This is a genomic window from Flagellimonas sp., assembly GCF_965233845.1.
Classification (GTDB): Bacteria; Bacteroidota; Bacteroidia; order Flavobacteriales; family Flavobacteriaceae; genus Flagellimonas.
Map to the genome: position 1 here is coordinate 2,454,255 of NZ_OZ247584.1, position 16,682 is coordinate 2,470,936.

Annotated in this window: 12 protein-coding genes; 3 read left to right on the top strand and 9 right to left on the bottom strand. The window is 42.8% G+C overall.

The window, feature by feature from the left end; all coding sequences use genetic code 11:
* Window positions 1-19 precede the first annotated feature (19 nt).
* Window positions 20-3,415: an ATP-binding protein gene (locus tag ACO6S0_RS10810; protein ID WP_422348395.1), complete on the top strand. Its 3,396-nt coding sequence runs from the start codon at window positions 20-22 to the stop codon at window positions 3,413-3,415.
* On the opposite strand, the gene ACO6S0_RS10815 is transcribed toward ACO6S0_RS10810, so the two are convergent.
* The 3 genes from ACO6S0_RS10815 to ACO6S0_RS10825 form a co-directional block, all read right to left on the bottom strand.
* Window positions 3,393-6,851 carry a 4Fe-4S binding protein gene (locus ACO6S0_RS10815; RefSeq protein WP_422348396.1) on the bottom strand — a complete coding sequence of 1,153 codons (3,459 nt, stop codon included), beginning with the start codon at window positions 6,849-6,851 and terminating at the stop codon, window positions 3,393-3,395. The two genes, ACO6S0_RS10810 and ACO6S0_RS10815, sit on opposite strands and share 23 nt — an antisense overlap.
* A gap of 76 nt (window positions 6,852-6,927) precedes the next feature.
* The gene (locus ACO6S0_RS10820) at window positions 6,928-7,482 is read right to left on the bottom strand and encodes an OsmC family protein (RefSeq protein ID WP_420400154.1); all 555 of its coding nucleotides are present in this window, start codon (window positions 7,480-7,482) and stop codon (window positions 6,928-6,930) included.
* A gap of 175 nt (window positions 7,483-7,657) precedes the next feature.
* Window positions 7,658-9,514: a sigma 54-interacting transcriptional regulator gene (locus ACO6S0_RS10825; protein ID WP_422348397.1), complete on the bottom strand. Its 1,857-nt coding sequence runs from the start codon at window positions 9,512-9,514 to the stop codon at window positions 7,658-7,660.
* 166 nt (window positions 9,515-9,680) lie between these two features.
* Between ACO6S0_RS10825 and ACO6S0_RS10830 the strand changes: the two genes are divergently transcribed.
* Window positions 9,681-10,619, top strand: coding sequence for a LysR substrate-binding domain-containing protein (locus ACO6S0_RS10830; protein ID WP_422348398.1), 939 nt, complete (start codon window positions 9,681-9,683; stop codon window positions 10,617-10,619).
* 76 nt (window positions 10,620-10,695) lie between these two features.
* On the opposite strand, the gene ACO6S0_RS10835 is transcribed toward ACO6S0_RS10830, so the two are convergent.
* Window positions 10,696-11,022 (bottom strand): hypothetical protein, encoded by a 327-nt coding sequence (locus ACO6S0_RS10835; protein WP_422348399.1) that lies wholly within the window; start codon window positions 11,020-11,022, stop codon window positions 10,696-10,698.
* On the opposite strand from ACO6S0_RS10835, the gene ACO6S0_RS10840 reads away from it, so the two are divergent.
* Entirely contained in the window at window positions 11,010-12,296 is a 1,287-nt protein-coding gene (locus tag ACO6S0_RS10840) for a D-alanyl-D-alanine carboxypeptidase (protein WP_422348400.1), read from the top strand. The two genes, ACO6S0_RS10835 and ACO6S0_RS10840, sit on opposite strands and share 13 nt — an antisense overlap.
* Here ACO6S0_RS10840 and ACO6S0_RS10845 read toward each other — a convergent pair.
* The 5 genes from ACO6S0_RS10845 to ACO6S0_RS10865 form a co-directional block, all read right to left on the bottom strand.
* Window positions 12,271-12,789 (bottom strand): peptide-methionine (S)-S-oxide reductase, encoded by a 519-nt coding sequence (locus ACO6S0_RS10845; protein ID WP_422348401.1) that lies wholly within the window; start codon window positions 12,787-12,789, stop codon window positions 12,271-12,273. The genes ACO6S0_RS10840 and ACO6S0_RS10845 overlap by 26 nt on opposite strands.
* Window positions 12,790-12,810: 21 nt before the next feature.
* On the bottom strand, window positions 12,811-13,395 hold the full coding sequence (gene nudK, locus ACO6S0_RS10850; protein WP_422348402.1) for a GDP-mannose pyrophosphatase NudK: 585 nt from the start codon (window positions 13,393-13,395) through the stop codon (window positions 12,811-12,813).
* Between the two features lie 40 nt (window positions 13,396-13,435).
* Window positions 13,436-14,089 carry a DUF2461 domain-containing protein gene (locus ACO6S0_RS10855; protein WP_422348403.1) on the bottom strand — a complete coding sequence of 218 codons (654 nt, stop codon included), beginning with the start codon at window positions 14,087-14,089 and terminating at the stop codon, window positions 13,436-13,438.
* A 71-nt stretch (window positions 14,090-14,160) separates the two neighbouring features.
* The gene (locus tag ACO6S0_RS10860) at window positions 14,161-14,958 is read right to left on the bottom strand and encodes a TIGR00266 family protein (RefSeq protein WP_420400161.1); all 798 of its coding nucleotides are present in this window, start codon (window positions 14,956-14,958) and stop codon (window positions 14,161-14,163) included.
* Between the two features lie 124 nt (window positions 14,959-15,082).
* A complete protein-coding gene (locus ACO6S0_RS10865; RefSeq protein WP_422348404.1) occupies window positions 15,083-16,660 on the bottom strand; it encodes a PQQ-binding-like beta-propeller repeat protein in 1,578 nt (525 codons plus the stop codon).
* Window positions 16,661-16,682 lie beyond the last annotated feature (22 nt).

Here is a 16,682-nt window from a genome sequence, read left to right on the forward strand (position 1 = left end):
CTGTTTCATAACCGTGGTATTGTTCCTTCTAGCAATTGGACTACAAGGACAAGAAAGTGTTATTGATAGCTTGCAACGGCTCTATCCATCAGCGGTCTCAGATTCTGCCCGTATCCGGATCTTAAAAAACATTTCTTGGGAATACATCAATAATCGTGGTAATGCCGATCTGGCCAAAAAACACATCGACAGTTTTCATACCATTAGTTCCAAAGCAGGTATAGAATGGGGTATCTACCTCGCCTATTACCAATATGCTGTATTGGCAAGGCAAAATGGGGACTATAACCTTGCCTTGGACTACATAGATAAATACCTTGACTACAAACGCAGGACAGATAAACCTTTTGAGTTGGCAAATGGGTTGTATCAAAAGGCTGTAATTCTAGATGATCTGGGCAAAGCGGAGAAAAGCCTAGAAATATACTATGACATCTTAAAAATATATGAAGAACACGAGGACCCCTTCAGCATAGCAACCATACTTAATGCTATTGGCGAAATCCTTAAGAACACAGGCAAAAAGGCCGAAGCCATGCAATCCTACCAAGAAGCGTTGGACATCTTTACAGAGCTAGGGGACAAAACAGAAATGGCCAACTGTCTCTTCAACATTGGGGATACCCATATGCAGTCCAAGGAATATACCCTCGCCGTGGAATACTTAAATCGAGCCTTGGCACTGGACATGGAGACAAATAGTGAGTGGGGCATGGCCTATGATTATGAAGCTTTGGGAAAGGTCTTTGCCTTTCAGAAGGAATACAACAAGTCCTTGGAGTATCACAATAGAGCCCTGGCACTTCGGGAAAAACTGGGTCAACGTATGGGTCTTTCCGAAAGTCATACGCAGATTGGTGCGGTCAATATAGCGCTCCAGAGATTTAATACGGCAGAGGAAAGTCTGCTTACCTCCGTTCAGATCGCTGAAGAAATGGGAGCCAAGGCCCAGCTTCAGAAAAATTATGGCCTACTATCCCAACTCTATGAAGAAAAGGGAGACTATCAAAACGCCTTGAATTTTAGAAACAAATATGTTGCGGTCAAGGACAGTTTGTTCAATACCGAAAAATCCAAACAAATAGAGGAACTACAAGTACGATTTGATACGGAGAAGAAGCAAGATGCCATTGCGGCTTTGGAAAAGGATGCAGAAATCAACGATCTTAAGCTTAAACAACAAACCACGTTAAGGAATATCATTATCGGTGTTTCCATTGCGGGCTTCTTGGTGCTCTTGTTTGTTTTCAATCGCTATAGGCACGCGCAGCGCGTTAAGCAGGCAGACCAGGAAAAGAAAAGGGTCATTGAGGAAGAACGAAAAAGAACCGAAATAGAGAAGCAGCGCGTATCTGAACTTCAGAAAATTGACAAGCTCAAGGACGAGTTCCTTGCCAATACTTCCCATGAGCTACGCACCCCCTTGGTGGGTATTATTGGACTTACGGAATCCTTAAAGGATGGGATTGCAGGAAAGCTTCCAAAAACGGCCATGGATAACCTAGATATGATTGCCAATAGTGGCAGAAGGTTATCCCATTTGGTGAACGACATCTTGGATTTTTCCAAACTAAAGAACCAGGATTTGGAGCTTGCCTTGCGCCCGGTGGATGTCCATGGAGTTTCCAATATTGTTTTGCAGCTTTCCCAACCCTTGCTCCAAGACAAAAAAATAAAGTTCATTAATTCCATTCCCAAAGAAATTCCCTTGGTTGATGCCGATGAAAACCGATTGCAGCAAATCTTGCACAATCTGATTGGCAATGCCATCAAATTCACCCCAAAGGGATATATCACCCTACTGGCCGAAACCAAAAAGGAGATGCTGTCCATCATCGTTTCCGATACAGGAATTGGAATTCCCGAGGACAAGCTAGAGACCATTTTCAACTCTTTTGAGCAAGGCGACGGTTCCACCCAGAGGGAGTATGGAGGGACAGGTCTGGGTCTTTCGGTTACCAAACAATTGGTAGAACTTCACGGGGGCACCATTGAAGCAACCTCTGAACAAGGCAAGGGTTCCATTTTTACATTTACGCTGCCCTTGAGCAAAACCAAACGGAAGGAGCTAAAAAAGAAAAACAAGTCCACCGCGGATTTTGTTCAGAACTTGAATAGTTATAAGGAAGAGGAGAATGTAAAATCAATACAGCCTGATCCCAACAAGGAATCCCTCAGAATTCTTGTGGTGGATGATGAGCCTGTGAACCGACGTGTTCTGGAAAACCATTTGACTATGGCCGGATATACCGTGGTAGAAGTAAGTTCTGGCAAAGAGGCTTTAAAAGCCATGGAATCCGAAATCCCATTCAACCTTGTTCTTCTGGATGTTATGATGCCAAGCATGTCGGGATATGAGGTCTGCAAGAAAATCAGAGAGAATATCCCAGCAAGTGAACTGCCCATCATTCTGCTGACTGCCAAAAACCGGGTTAATGAGTTGGTCACAGGATTTGATGCGGGAGCCAACGATTACTTGACCAAACCGTTTTCCAAAAATGAGCTGCTAAGTCGCATTAAAACCCATATCAATCTGAATACCATCCATCGTGCCACCTCCAAATTTGTACCAATGGAATTTGTCCACTCCGTTGGAAAAGAATCCATTACTGATGTGAAACTCGGAGACCATATAGAAAAGAATGTCACAGTTTTATTTAGTGATATTAGGGATTATACCCCTTTGGCGGAAACCATGACGCCGGAGCAAAACTTCAAATTTGTCAACGCATATGTTGGGCGAATGGGGCCAATAATCAAAGAAAACCAAGGCTTTGTAAACCAGTATTTGGGCGATGGCATTATGGCGCTCTTTCCAGAAAGCGCAGAGAATGCACTGGACGCGGCTATTGAAATGCAGCGAACACTGGCACTATACAACAAGAGAAGAATGGAAGAAAAAGGATACCGACCCATCACGGTTGGTATGGGATTACATTCAGGTCCCTTGGTCATGGGTATTATTGGGGACTCCAAAAGAAATGACCCAGCTGTAATTGCGGATACGGTAAACAGCGGTGCCCGAGTGGAGGGGGTCACCAAGCACTATGGAGCCAACATCATCATTAGTGAAAGTTGTCTGAAGTCCATGAAGGATTCCAGCGGTTTTAATTTTAGATATCTGGGCAAAGTAAAGGTCAAGGGCAAGCAAAAAGCCATGGGTATCTACGAGTGTATAGATGGGGATAGTATTTCCAGTATCTCCCTAAAACTGGAGACCCTCAAAGACTATAAAAAAGGTGTCAAACTATTCTTTGACCAAAAGTTTGAAGAAGCCACTGAAGCTTTTGAGGCAGTCCTATCCAAAAACCCGAATGACTCCGTAGTCCAGTATTTTCAGAATAAAGCCAGCATCTATGCCATTTCTGGAGCTCCTGGTAACTGGCAATCCACTACGGTAATGGATGAGAAATAAGCATAGGCTCCCTACGCTCTTTCGCCCTATAATTTAGATATCTTTCATATACTGCCCGCTGAGCTTTTTCCATAAAACTTTCGCAATGGGCTGGATGCATTTCAAATTGCGCATCAAAACGCCCTTCCATCCTCAAATAATCAGAAATGGCCATGGAAGGTTCGTCAGAATCCAATTCCAAAGTATTTAATCCGTCCGCTGTTCTGTTAGGGTTGTTTCTATACAATAACCATTGACCGGATTCCACTGCAGCTTTATGGTATTGGGATGGGTGACGCATATCAATGCCGTGGGCAGGGCTGTGGCAATACGCCAGAATTATAGACGGACCATCGTGTTGCTCTGCTTCCAAAAACGCTTTTAAAGTTTGTTCTTGATCTGCCCCTATTGCCACGGAAGCTACATATACATCTTCGTAGCCCATAGCCAACATACCCAGGTCCTTCTTTTGTTTGAGCTTACCTTTTGCCGCAAACTTGGCGGAAGCCCCAAAAGGGGTTGCCTTGGACATTTGCCCTCCTGTATTGGAATAAACCTCGTTGTCCAAGACCAAAATGTTTACATTTTTGCCTGAAGCCAACACATGATCCAATCCGCCGTAACCAATATCATACGCCCATCCGTCCCCGCCAACAATCCAAACGCTTTGTTTAACCAAACTGTCCAGCAATTCCAAAAGTGCTCCTGCTTCGGCTCTTTCCAAGAGAAGCAAGTCTTTTCTTAGTTTCTCTACCCGTTGCCTTTGCTGGAGGATTTCAGCCTCTGTATTCTGGGATGCGCCCAATATCGAGCCCACTAACTCGGAATCAAGAACATCCCCCAACTTAAGCAATAGATTTTTGGCTTGCTTTTCCTGATAGTCCAATGACAACCGAAAGCCTAACCCAAATTCCGCATTGTCCTCAAACAAGGAGTTGGACCAGGCAGGTCCCCTACCCGCTGCATTTTTGGACCAAGGCGTGGTTGGCAAGGCACCGCCAAAAATGGAACTTGCACCTGTAGCGTTGGCCACCAAAATACGATCTCCAAATAACTGGGACAACAGTTTCAGATAAGGGGCCTCTCCACATCCATCCACTCCCATCGGGTATTTGAACAAAGGTTCTTGCAATTGTTGTTGTGAAACCTTGGTCGTATCAATTTTCGTACGGTCCATTTCAGGGAGCTTGCGGAAAAATTCCCAACTTTTTCTTTCAGTTTCTATTTTGGAAGGGTGGACATTCACAACCAAAGCCTTTGCCGGACAGGCATCCACGCAATTGTTGCAGGATGTACATTGTTCCGGATTAACCTGAACGGTATAATTAAGCAAATCCATCCCTTCCACTTCCTCCAAAAATGGAATGGACTTGAATCTTTCAGGTGCACCTTGTAAATGGTCAACTTCATAAGCTTTTATCCGCAATGCCCCTTGCGGACAGGCCATGCTGCAGGCTCCACATTGCGTACAAAGGTCTGTATCCCAAACAGGGATTCCTTCTTTGGAATTTCGAACTATGTAGTTTGATGTTCCGCTTTCATAGGTACCATCCACAGGCAGCATGCTTGTTGGAATCTCATTCCCGCGCCCTGCCAAAAGACTGCCTAAAAGTGTATTGGCTAACGCTTCATCTTCATGTAAAAATGTACCTTTTTCAGTCGTGTTTTCAGTGGTATCCACTAAGGCAATACTCTCTTTCAATTCCGTTGAAAACAAGCTATTGGGAAGGTCTTTTGTCATCGCAAAATGCCACGCATGCAGTGAGGAGATGGTATATCCATTTACCATAAAGCTGGCAGGTAATGCCTTTAGGTTAACCAGATATAGGGCAATATTCTTCTGTTGGATGCAGTGTTGAATATTGAAAGGGAGTTCGGCCCAAAAGGTCTCTGGTGAAAGCTCGGAATTTACAAGCAAAGTTCCTTCCTCTGCAATACGTTGAAGGGCATTATCCGATTTTAGAAATTGAACCGAATCGCAGGCAACAAAATCAGCATTCTGGATAAGATAGGGAGCTTTAATCTGATGTTTTGAAATCCGTAAATTGGAAACGCTTCTGGAACTGGATTTTTTATAATCACACTCAGTGTATCCCTGAACATCGGTATCTGTACAGCTACCCAACAAGCTTATTCCAGCATTAAAGTACCGTTGCGTATCCGCACTCTTGGTTTCATAAAACAAAGCTTGATAATACTTTCCCTGGATTTGGATTTCTTCATTAATCGGAAGACTCATCTGGGTAACATCATCCTTTATTCCAACAGTGAAATTGTTTTTTGGCTCTTCTTGTTTTAAGTTATCAAAGATGGCTTTGACCATGGATGGGGTAAATTCCTTGGAACTAAGACCATAACGTCCGCCTACCACTTTTGGAAGTATTTTAAATTTGGTTCCCAAGGATTGAACCACGGACTGAAGCACATCCAAATACAGCGGTTCCCCAGTAGCACCTGATTCCTTGGTACGGTCGAGAACAGCAATGGCTCTGCAATAATCCGGAAGGCTCTGAATTAAATGTTTGGTGCTAAAAGGCCTAAAAAGACGCACCTTTACCAATCCTATTTTTTCCCCTTGGTCATTAAGTTGGTTAATGGTTTCCTCCAAGGTTTCTGTTGCGGATGCCATAGCGACAACCACTCGTTCTGCATTAGGATGTCCCACATAATCAAATAAGCGATAATGTCTTCCGGTACGTTTGGCAAAATCATCCATTTGATCCTGAACGATTTGTGGGCAAGCATTGTAATAAGGATTGGCAGCTTCCCTACTTTGAAAGAAAACATCTGGCCCTTGTGAAGTTCCCCTCACAAATGGATTGTTGGGGCTGAGCGCTCTTTTCTTATGGGCTTTAATAAGTTCGTTGTTGAGCATGGCATGAATCACATGATCATTGACATTTTCAATTCTGGAAGTTTCATGGGAGGTTCTAAACCCATCAAAAAAATGAACAAAAGGGACTCTTGAAGCCAAGGTTGCGGCTTGTGAAATCAAGGCAAAGTCCATTGCTTCCTGTACAGATGCCGACCCTAAAAAGGCATATCCCGTATTGCGGACTGCCATGATATCGCTGTGATCTCCAAAAACCGATAAGGCATGTGTAGCCACCGATCTTGTGGCCACATGGATGACATTGGGTGTCAGTTCACCTGCAATTTTGTACATATTGGGCATCAGGAGCAGAAGCCCTTGTGATGCCGTAAAAGTTGTGGAAAGTGCTCCAGTTTGTAGTGCCCCGTGCATGGCTCCCGCTACTCCACCCTCACTTTGCATTTCGATGATGGATGGAACGCCTCCAAAAATATTCTCCTGTTCATCTGCACTCCAAGCTTCCACCAATTCGGACATTTCCGAAGCTGGGGTGATAGGATAAATGGCACAAACCTCGTTAATCCGATAAGCCACATGTGCTGCAGCTTGGTTTCCATTTACGATGATGTATCGTTGTTCTTTCATGGGAGACAGATGACTAGTAAGGCTATTGGGTTATGCAAGGTGAATAAGCCGCCCGTTTGGGCGGCTTATTTCAATCTTACTTTTCAAACTCGATAGAAACCGGAGTTGGGTTGGTAAGCATGTCAAACACAGGTGAGAATTGTGAAAGTGCCCGTAGTTGCTCTTCAGAAGCATCAGATTTCACTTTGAATTTCACGGTGATTCCGTTGAATCCTTTTCTGACCTCAGGATCAAGCCCCAAGAATCCGTGAAGGTCACAACCTCCATTTAAAGAGGACTCCATACCTTCAATATCGATTCCTTGGGCAGCGGCATGGTAAACCATGGCTCCTGTAAGACAGGATCCCAAAGCATGCAATACAGTTTCGGCAGGGTTAGGTGCTTTATCCTGACCCAAAAGTACCTCTACATGGTCGGCTTCCATGGTGAAAGAATCCTTGCTTCTCTCCGTGTGCTCACTACCTACGCCATAGTAATCTTTGATGCTGGTCACACAGTGACCTCCCTCGATCCAATTGGTTTTGGCTCTAAACTCAAATTTGGCCAATGATGGATCTTCTTGAACGTGATTGATGGTTTCTACCAATTGATCTACGTTTACTCCGTTTTTAATGTTTGCTGTTGTAATCATTTTTTTGTTTTTAAGATTAAATATTTCGCATTTGCCATAGAAGATGCATCTGGCGTGCCAAAAATCATAATAACCTTATTATCAAATGATTACATTGATTTACTAAGAAAATTTATGTGGCGATATTTCGTTAATTGGCGAAATGTCGTTAGTGTAATTATGAAATCTCGTGAATTTACACCGGTCTTGTTATGCCCAGTGCCTTAATTTTTGAAGTTAGTGTGGTTGGGGGCAATCCCAGTAAAACAGCAGCGCCCTTTTCGCCTGATATTTTCCAGTTGGTTTTCCGTAAAGCCCTTAAAATGTTTTCCTTTTCCATTGTCACCCATTCTTGCGAAGTGAAAATGTAGTCCACCTCGGTGCTCGGTTCAATCGCCTGCTCTTTCAAAGCATTTGGGATGATACTCTCCCAATCTACCTGCCCATTCTGGGAAACTATAATGGCGCGTTCTACCAGATTCTGCAACTCCCTAACATTTCCAGGCCACGAATAATTGAGAAAAAGTTGTTCCTCTTCTTTGGTAAGCAGATTGATCTGTTTATTGAGTTTACCGCTGTACTGACCCATGATCTGGTTGGCTATTAAACAGACATCCGAACCCCTATCCCGCAATGCTGGAATTTGAATGGGAAACACATTGAGCCGATAGAACAAATCCTCCCTAAATTTCCCTTCCTTGGAGAATTGTAATAAGTCCCTATGGGTTGCGGCTATAATTCGCACATCCACCTTGACCGTATCAGAGCTCCCCACAGGATCAAATTCACCTTCTTGAATCACTCTTAGCAGTTTGGGTTGGAGGGCAAGTGGCAACTCCCCTATCTCATCCAAAAAAATGGTGCCTTTATCTGCTAAAAGGAACCTCCCTTTTCTACTTGCCGTAGCTCCGGTAAATGCGCCTTTTTCATGGCCAAAAAGTTCACTTTCTATTAGATTTTCAGGGATGGCTCCGCAATTGATCCTGATTAAGGGTTTTTCATGGCGATCACTGGCCATGTGGATGGCCCTGGCCACCAACTCTTTACCTGTTCCTGTCTCACCCTGAATCAAAACAGTGGCTCCGGTTTGCGCCACCCGTTCTATCAAGTCCAGTACTTTTTTCATGGATCGGTGTTTCGCTATGATGCCGTAGCCACTGGTCAGCTCCTTGATTTCTTCCTGTAAATACTGGGTCTGGTTCTTCAAGGAATTGATTTTATTTTCTGCTTGTAACCGCTCATCTATATTTCTAAGGATTAGGGTATAGAACGATTTTCTTTCGTTGCCATATCTACTTATAGTGCCTTCGTTAAGCGTTGCTGTTTCCTTGGAACCAATCACCTTGACCACCTTGGGCAGATAGGTGTTCATGCTTTTTCCATCACCATCCAAATCCTCTGTTACCAATTTTTCCAGCAGATGTGCGCTTTCTTCGTCCATAAAAAACAGGATGTTCCTCTGGATAACATCCTCATTTTCCAGAATTTCCTTAGCTGACGCATTGGCGACCAAAATCCTAAAGTTACTATCGAACATGATGATGGCATCCATGGCGCCATTGATCAAACCCATCATCTTGGAATTGGCCAGTTCCAAATCCCTTTTGGACACGGTCAACCGCTCTTGAATAATATCAAGTTCCCTGTGTCTTTTGATCAAAACGGACAAAATCCCCTGGGCAAATCCTCTATCTGCCGTTATCAATTCCACAAAATGAGCGGTTCCAATTTTTAACAGGGTGGTTTCTTCCATTGCCGTTACCGAAGCCGAACGAGGCTCCTCATCTATTAGGGCATATTCGCCAAAACACTCAAACTGGGATAGTGTAATATATAGGTGATCCTTGTCATGCACTTTTACCTTGCCCTCATAAATAACATACATGGCATCTCCCACCTCACCCTTTTGGATAATGCGGTCATTGGCATCAAAATGTTCCTTTTGGAGATGTTTGCAAAGCTGCTGCAACGAGGACTTCCCAACTTCTGAAAAGAAAGTCACTTGCTTCAGGAAATCTACCCATTGCTGTTGATTTAGATCTGAATCGGTCATGGCTGCAAATCACTGGTTAGGCACCAATTAAATATACGGTTTTGAATCCAAAGACAAATACTCGTCCATGGTACCCAATTGAATTTGATAGAACTCCCATTTTCTAGTTTTATAGTATAAATATTACTGATGGTTTTTTATACATTTATATCTAAAATTTATATTAATGACCATTACCCAATTGCAATATGTCCTGGCCGTTGCCGAGCACAAAAATTTCACCCTTGCCGCCGAAAAGAGTTATGTTACCCAACCTACGTTAAGCATGCAGGTTCAGAAATTGGAGGACGAGCTGGATATTTTAATATTTGATCGGGGCAAAAAACCCATAACCATCACCGAAGTAGGCCAAAAAATTGTTGCCCAGGCCAAAAACATTGTGGCTGAAGCCGAACGTATCAAAGATATCGTGGATCAGGACAAGGGCTTTATAGGTGGGGATTATACCATTGGAATCATACCGACGGTAATGCCCACGTTGCTTCCCATGTTCCTGAATACTTTTATTAAAAAGTACCCCAAGGTTAACCTGATCATAAAGGAGCAACCTACAGAGGCTTTGATTCGGAATATATTGGATGGGCATTTGGATGCGGGAATAGCGGCCACGCCCCTTGAAATTGAATTTATCAAGGAACGCCCATTGTATTATGAACCTTTTGTGGGTTATGTTCCTAGCAACCACCGTTTGGCTGACCATAAAGAATTGGGTACTGAGGATTTGGATGTCAGTGATATTCTCTTGCTACAGGATGGGCATTGCTTTAGGGACGGGGTAATCAATCTTTGCAAAACACCCAAGAACCATCAAGAGGAACATTTTAAAATTGAAAGTGGAAGCTTTGAAACCTTGGTGAGTCTTTCCGACGAAGGGATGGGAATGACACTGTTGCCTTACTTGAATACGTTGGAACTGGATTCAAAAAAAGTTAGCCAATTGCGGCCGTTCAAAAATCCATCACCGGCCAGGGAGATCAGTTTGATCTATCACAAAAGCGAATTGAAGATTCAAATAACGGAGGCGCTGAAAGAGGTAATCTCCAGTATCGTGAAAGGAGCTATAGCCTTTCAGGATGTCAAAATCATCAGTCCCTTGGCCAAATAAGAAATGTATCGCCAAAACAATTTTGGAAAGTGACCATAAAAAAAAGAGCCGTTTTACTTAAAACGGCTCTTTCTTGTTACGCTTTTATCAGCAGTAACGTCGGTTGCAATTCTGGTTTATCCAATATAAAATATTGCAACCAGATTTTAAGTTCTTCAATTTCACTTGGTAATAACCTTGAAACGGCTTTCTTGAGTTCTTTAGCGAATAGCTTAGCATCAAAACTAACCTTTTGCAGGACGGTTTTGGTGTAATCTAACATTGCTCTTGGCATATAACTATGATTTGGATTAAAAGGTTGTCCACCTAAATTATAAAAAAACAAGGAGCAAAGCATGAGCTCTGAGTTAAAAATTAAATAATTTCGTGTTAAAATCGATAAAACGTAAAATGTACCGCTCATACAATCAAGGAGTTAACTATCTAGCAATCAAAAGTTTCGTAGTCTTTTTCTTGCTTGTCAGCTGCTCTTCTTCCCGCTTTGCCCGTTTTGAATCCAAATTGGAATCTTCACCGCTCAACCGCTCTTTCCACAGTCTGGTTGTTTTTAATATCGATGCACAAAAGGAAGTTTACAACCATAATGGGGATAGATATTTTACTCCTGCTAGCAACACCAAAATTGTAACCCTTTATACCGGCACTAAATTTTTACCTCAGCAAGTGCCGGCATTGAAGTATAGCTCCCAAAACGATACCCTATACTTTGAAGGAACCGGAGATCCCAGCTTGCTCCACCCGTATTTTAAGGACAGTACCGCTATCGATTTAATTCAGAAACACAATACCATTCTTTGGTACCCGCATAATGCTACCGAAGATAGATATGGACCAGGTTGGGCTTGGGAAGACTTTGATACCTATTTCTCCCCGGAGAAAAGTGCTCTTCCACTATATGGAAATGTGGTGACCTTGTCCAATGTTCCAACATTTAAAGCATCTCCTGAATTGTTTTCGGATAGTGTTCAACTCAAAGAGGCACAATTCCGAAGGGAGGAGTTCCGGAATCAGTTTTACTTGAATCCTAAGATTACAGACACTATAGAAGTTCCGTTTATTACTGACATTGATAGGTCCCAGCGATTGTTGCAGGACGTTTTGGGAAAGGATGTTGCTTTGGTGGATGAATTTCCGCAAGGGACCAAGGAAATTTTGTACGGGATTCCCATGGATTCCATTTACAAGCGGATGATGCATAAAAGCGACAATTTTTTAGCGGAGCAAATCCTGATGCTGGCCTCTTCTACCCTATCGGATACCTTGAGCACCAAAACTGCAATAAATACCATGTTGGACGAGCATTTGAGCGACCTACCGCACAAGCCGCGATGGGTTGATGGTTCCGGACTATCCCGCTACAATCTTTTTACACCCAATTCTCTGGTGCATATTTTGAAAAAATTACATACTGAAATCCCCGAAGAGCGTTTGTTCCAACTTTTTCCTATGTGGGATGCCACGGGTACCGTGGACACTTGGAAACATCCAGGCCAACAACCCTTCATTTTTGCAAAGTCTGGTTCTTTTGGGAATCATTACAACCTTAGTGGGTACCTCAAGACCAAATCCGGATCAGTATTCATTTTCAGTTTTATGAACAACCATTTTAGGGTGCCACCACACGAAATTCGAACGTATATCTTTGAAACCCTTACGTCAATTCATGAGAAGTATTGACTTTTTCTTGATTGACCAATCCTCCGAATTTTTGCATTAGCAGTTGCAGTTTTGGAGAAATGTAGGTTTCACAGAAAGGTTTGGTGGGGTTGTTAAAGTAGTAATCATGAAATTGGACTTCGGAGGGTTTAAAACTTCCAAAACGAAATACTTGTGTTATCAATTCTTTTTCAAAATCTTTCTGAAGTTCTTCCAAAGTGGTTTTGGATTCGATTTTTTCTTCTTCCGTAAAAGCGTAAATGGCAGATCGGTATTTTTTTCGAAAGGAATGATCGCTTGTACTCTTATGCGTATGTAGGTGGATGGCTATCAAATCTTTCAACGGAATCAACTCTGGATTGTAGTGGACAATCACCGCTTCAGAAAAAGCATTTAATTCGCGTTTAGGAGAAACAAAACCCTGTTCTACCTTTTCCACGCCCAACAAGGACTGAAAAACAGCTTCGGTGCACCAGTGACACCCCCCGCCCAAGGCAATTTTCTTGATATCCATGCCTTATTGGTCGTAAAACTGCTAATCGAATAACTTATGTATTTGGGCATATTGCAAGAGCATAATGGTCTTGGCATCCCGAATTTCACCAGTGCCTATCATTTTAAGCGCCTGCTTAAACGGCATTTCCAACACTTCAATGTTCTCGGTCTCATCTTCAGCGCCGCCACCCTCACCTACTTTCATTTCCTCATGGTATTGCCCAATAAAAAAGTATAGAATTTCCGTAACTGAACCTGGGGACATATAAGACTCAAATACCTTTTCAATGGTATCAATCTTATAGCCTGTTTCTTCCTCCACTTCCATTCGGATGGTTTGCTCTGCATTGCCCTTCTCCAAAATACCCGCGCAGGCCTCAATCATCATTCCATCGGTATTACCATTCAAATAGGTAGGCATTCGAAATTGGCGCGTCAGCACTACCGATTTCTTTTCCTTGTTGTACAATAAAATTACAGCCCCATTACCACGATCATAGGCCTCCCTAATCTGGGTTTCCCATTCACCATCCTCCCGATGGTATTCAAAAGTGACCTTGTTAAGGGTATACCAATTGTCCGAGAGCAACTGTTTGCTTACGTTTCTTACGGTTCCATTTTTCATAGGTTATGGGTTGCGGGTTGCACAGAAGTAAAATATTAGATTAAACGGATGCTGCATTGTTCAAATATCGGCGAAAGGGAAGCATCTCCAAATAAACTAGTTTAATTTTCTCCTTAAAATCATCCTGTAAAACCTCTTCCTTTTTCATCTCATGCACCACGGCAAAGGTCTTGTTTCGTAGAAGGTCAATATGCGGATGATCGCTTGTAAATCCTTTCGGGGCATTGGTCAATTTTTCATCCTCGTACAAACTCCCAAAAGTCTCCTTAAAGCTTGGTCTGTCCAAAATCTCCTGGAGCTCCTCTCCATTGTAATCAATCCCATCACGAATACTACGAAGGGTTTTGGGGTCTGGACGCCAAAATCCCCCGGCCAACAAACATTGTTTTACCCCCACCTCTATGTAAAAATCCGCTGTATTGGGCGCTTTATCCAAACCTGCTCCGAAATGATCTTTATATATAGGTTTATGCGGATGGAACATTAAGTTGTTGTTGATTCGGTTGATGCCTTTCTTACCTGGGGTGGGGTAATAATCATCATGTAGGTGTGACATCGTCAAATCCAAATCGTCCAGCCAAACAACGAATTCATTCCGTAAAGTTCTATACCACTTTCGGTTGGCATCCATCCATTCTTTGGAGTTGTTTTTTTGAAGTTGGGCCAGGAAATCGAATAGTTCTGAAAAGTCCATCCACGGTTATTGAAGGACTAAAATAAAACTATTTTACACTTGTCTAATGTCTTTTGTCTTGTGTCTTCTGTCTAGAACCGATTATCCCCCATCACAATGTCGCCCAGACCACCTAAAATACTTCCTTCCCCTTTGTCCTTTCCTCCGCGGGGAATGGAAGCCAACACCCTTCCGGCCAACCTGCTAAAAGGCAAGGATTGGACATAGACGGTTCCGGGGCCACGCAAGGTGGCAAAGAAAAGTCCCTCGCCGCCAAATACGGTATTCTTAATACCACCCACAAATTCAATATTGTAGTCAACGGTGTGGGAGAAGCCCACAATGCATCCAGTATCCACTTTAAGTACCTCCCCAGGAGCCAGTTCTTTTTTGGCCATGGTTCCGCCTGCATGCACAAAGGCCAATCCATCTCCTTCCAACTTTTGCATGATAAAACCTTCGCCGCCAAATAAGCCGCGCCCCAGTCGTTTGGAAAATTCAATTCCGACGGATACCCCTTTGGCTGCGCATAAGAAGGCATCTTTTTGACAAATGAATTTGCCTCCTTTTTCAGACAAGTCTATAGGCAAAATTTTTCCTGGATAGGGAGAGGCAAAACTTACTTTCTTCTTGCCTTGTCCAATGTTTAAAAAGGCCGTCATAAACAAACTTTCACCTGTCAATAATCTTTTCCCTGCAGAGAAAAGTTTCCCCAATACTCCAGAATCCTGTCCTGACCCATCTCCAAAAATGGTATCCATTTTAATATCAGTATCCATCATCATAAAGCTGCCAGCCTCTGCTACTACTGCCTCTTGGGGGTCAAGCTCAATTTCTACATATTGCATTTCCTCCCCGTAAATGTCATAATCTATTTCGTGCGCGTTCATTTTTTATTGTTTTTAGTTGACAATGGTTAGTTGACGATTTACGGAATTTGTTACAAAGCCAATAAAGAATCCATTATTATTAATTTGAATGCGCAATAAGAATGGAATTCACATCAATTTAAGGTCATTCCTCTCCTATGCAAATCAAATGTTTGAGGGTTCTATGGTAGAGTTTCCCGTTTGCATATGAAGGTGTATTAACGGACCATGTCTTTCCTTTGGGGCCCAAATCATTTAAGCTTATCAAAGCCCTTTCATCAAAAACATCGGTTGTTGTATCTATGCAGTACACTACTCCCAACATGGTGGTAAAGTAAATCTTCCCATTCACAACAATGGGGTTGCCATTAAAATTCCAATGCCAGCCATCCCTTCGGGATCTCTTGTCGTTGGAAACGTCCAAGCCTCTACTATTAATGGTTTCCGTAGTAAGTTCTTGGTTCCAGATATAGGATTTGGTTCCACCTTTATATGCCACTTGCACCGGAACCTGCAAATATTCAGCCTTCCCAGACTTTAAATCTACCCTGGCCATTGTATAATCTGGCCCTATGTTCTTGCGATAGTTCCCTGATTTGAAACATAGAAAGTACAGTTTGTCCTCCACAATGATGTTGGTAAACCAAGCTGGGAACACATTGATTTCCAAGTCCTTTTGGATATCCACGTTTTCTTGGAGTGTATAAGAACCTTGGGCAGTATCATACATTCTAACATCTGCATTTTCGGTCAGCGATATTTTTCGTTGAAGCTTCCCGCTTTTGGAATCCACCAAATGGACCACACATTCCTTTTCAGTATACCAGACTGCGTAATCTTCATTCCAAGTGGCATTGTACAGCGCCAGACCTTCATCTGCATCGTATTTCCATATCCGTTTTCCATTATCCAAGTCGATTAGGGAATATCCAACAGGGGTTTCGGGAACATCGTGGTGCCCTCCCCTACCAATTAAAGCTGCTGGCTTTCCTTCAACGGTTGTGGACATCACAGGAGTATTGTAATGTGTAAGCCCATCTTCAGATATCCATTGCTGTTCACCCGTTTTCTTGTCTATACCGTATAAGTAGTTCCAACCGTAAACCCGTTCCCCATCTTTTTTCCAATAGGTCTCCATGCTTATCACCAAGTCCCCAGCTAAAAAAGGTTCAAACTGTTTATTGAATGGAAAATGTACCCCGTCCAACTCCTCTACCGGATTCCAAGTTCTTTCCCAAATCCGTTTCCCCTTAAGATCAAAGCAGCTTAGATTACCACTGGCATTGAAGAACCAAACATATTTACCGTCAGTTACTGGCCCTGGAGTTGAGGAATCACTAAAACCGTACATATATTCACTTTGGGCACTCCCTTTTAGCTCCCTTTCCCAAAGGATCTCCCCATCCTTCGCATCTATACCTAAGGCCAAAACATTCGCTCCTTTTATGGGTTGCCCCTCTTTTACCTCAAAAATGGGACTCATAACTGTCAAGAAAATGGTATCCTCCCAAACAGTAATCCCGCTCTGACCACCTTCCGGTAATTCCGCTGTCCATAGAATATTTTTCCCGGTAGTCACACTGAATTCAGTGGGCACTTTGGCTTCTGTTTTTATCATCCAGTTACCGTTGGGTCCCGCAGGTTGCGGCCAGTTATCGGTTTTTTGGGCTTGCAAAATCGTGCAACATAATAAAGAAAGTGCAAGGGATAAAGTTTTGATCATGTTATAGGTTATTTAGGAAATT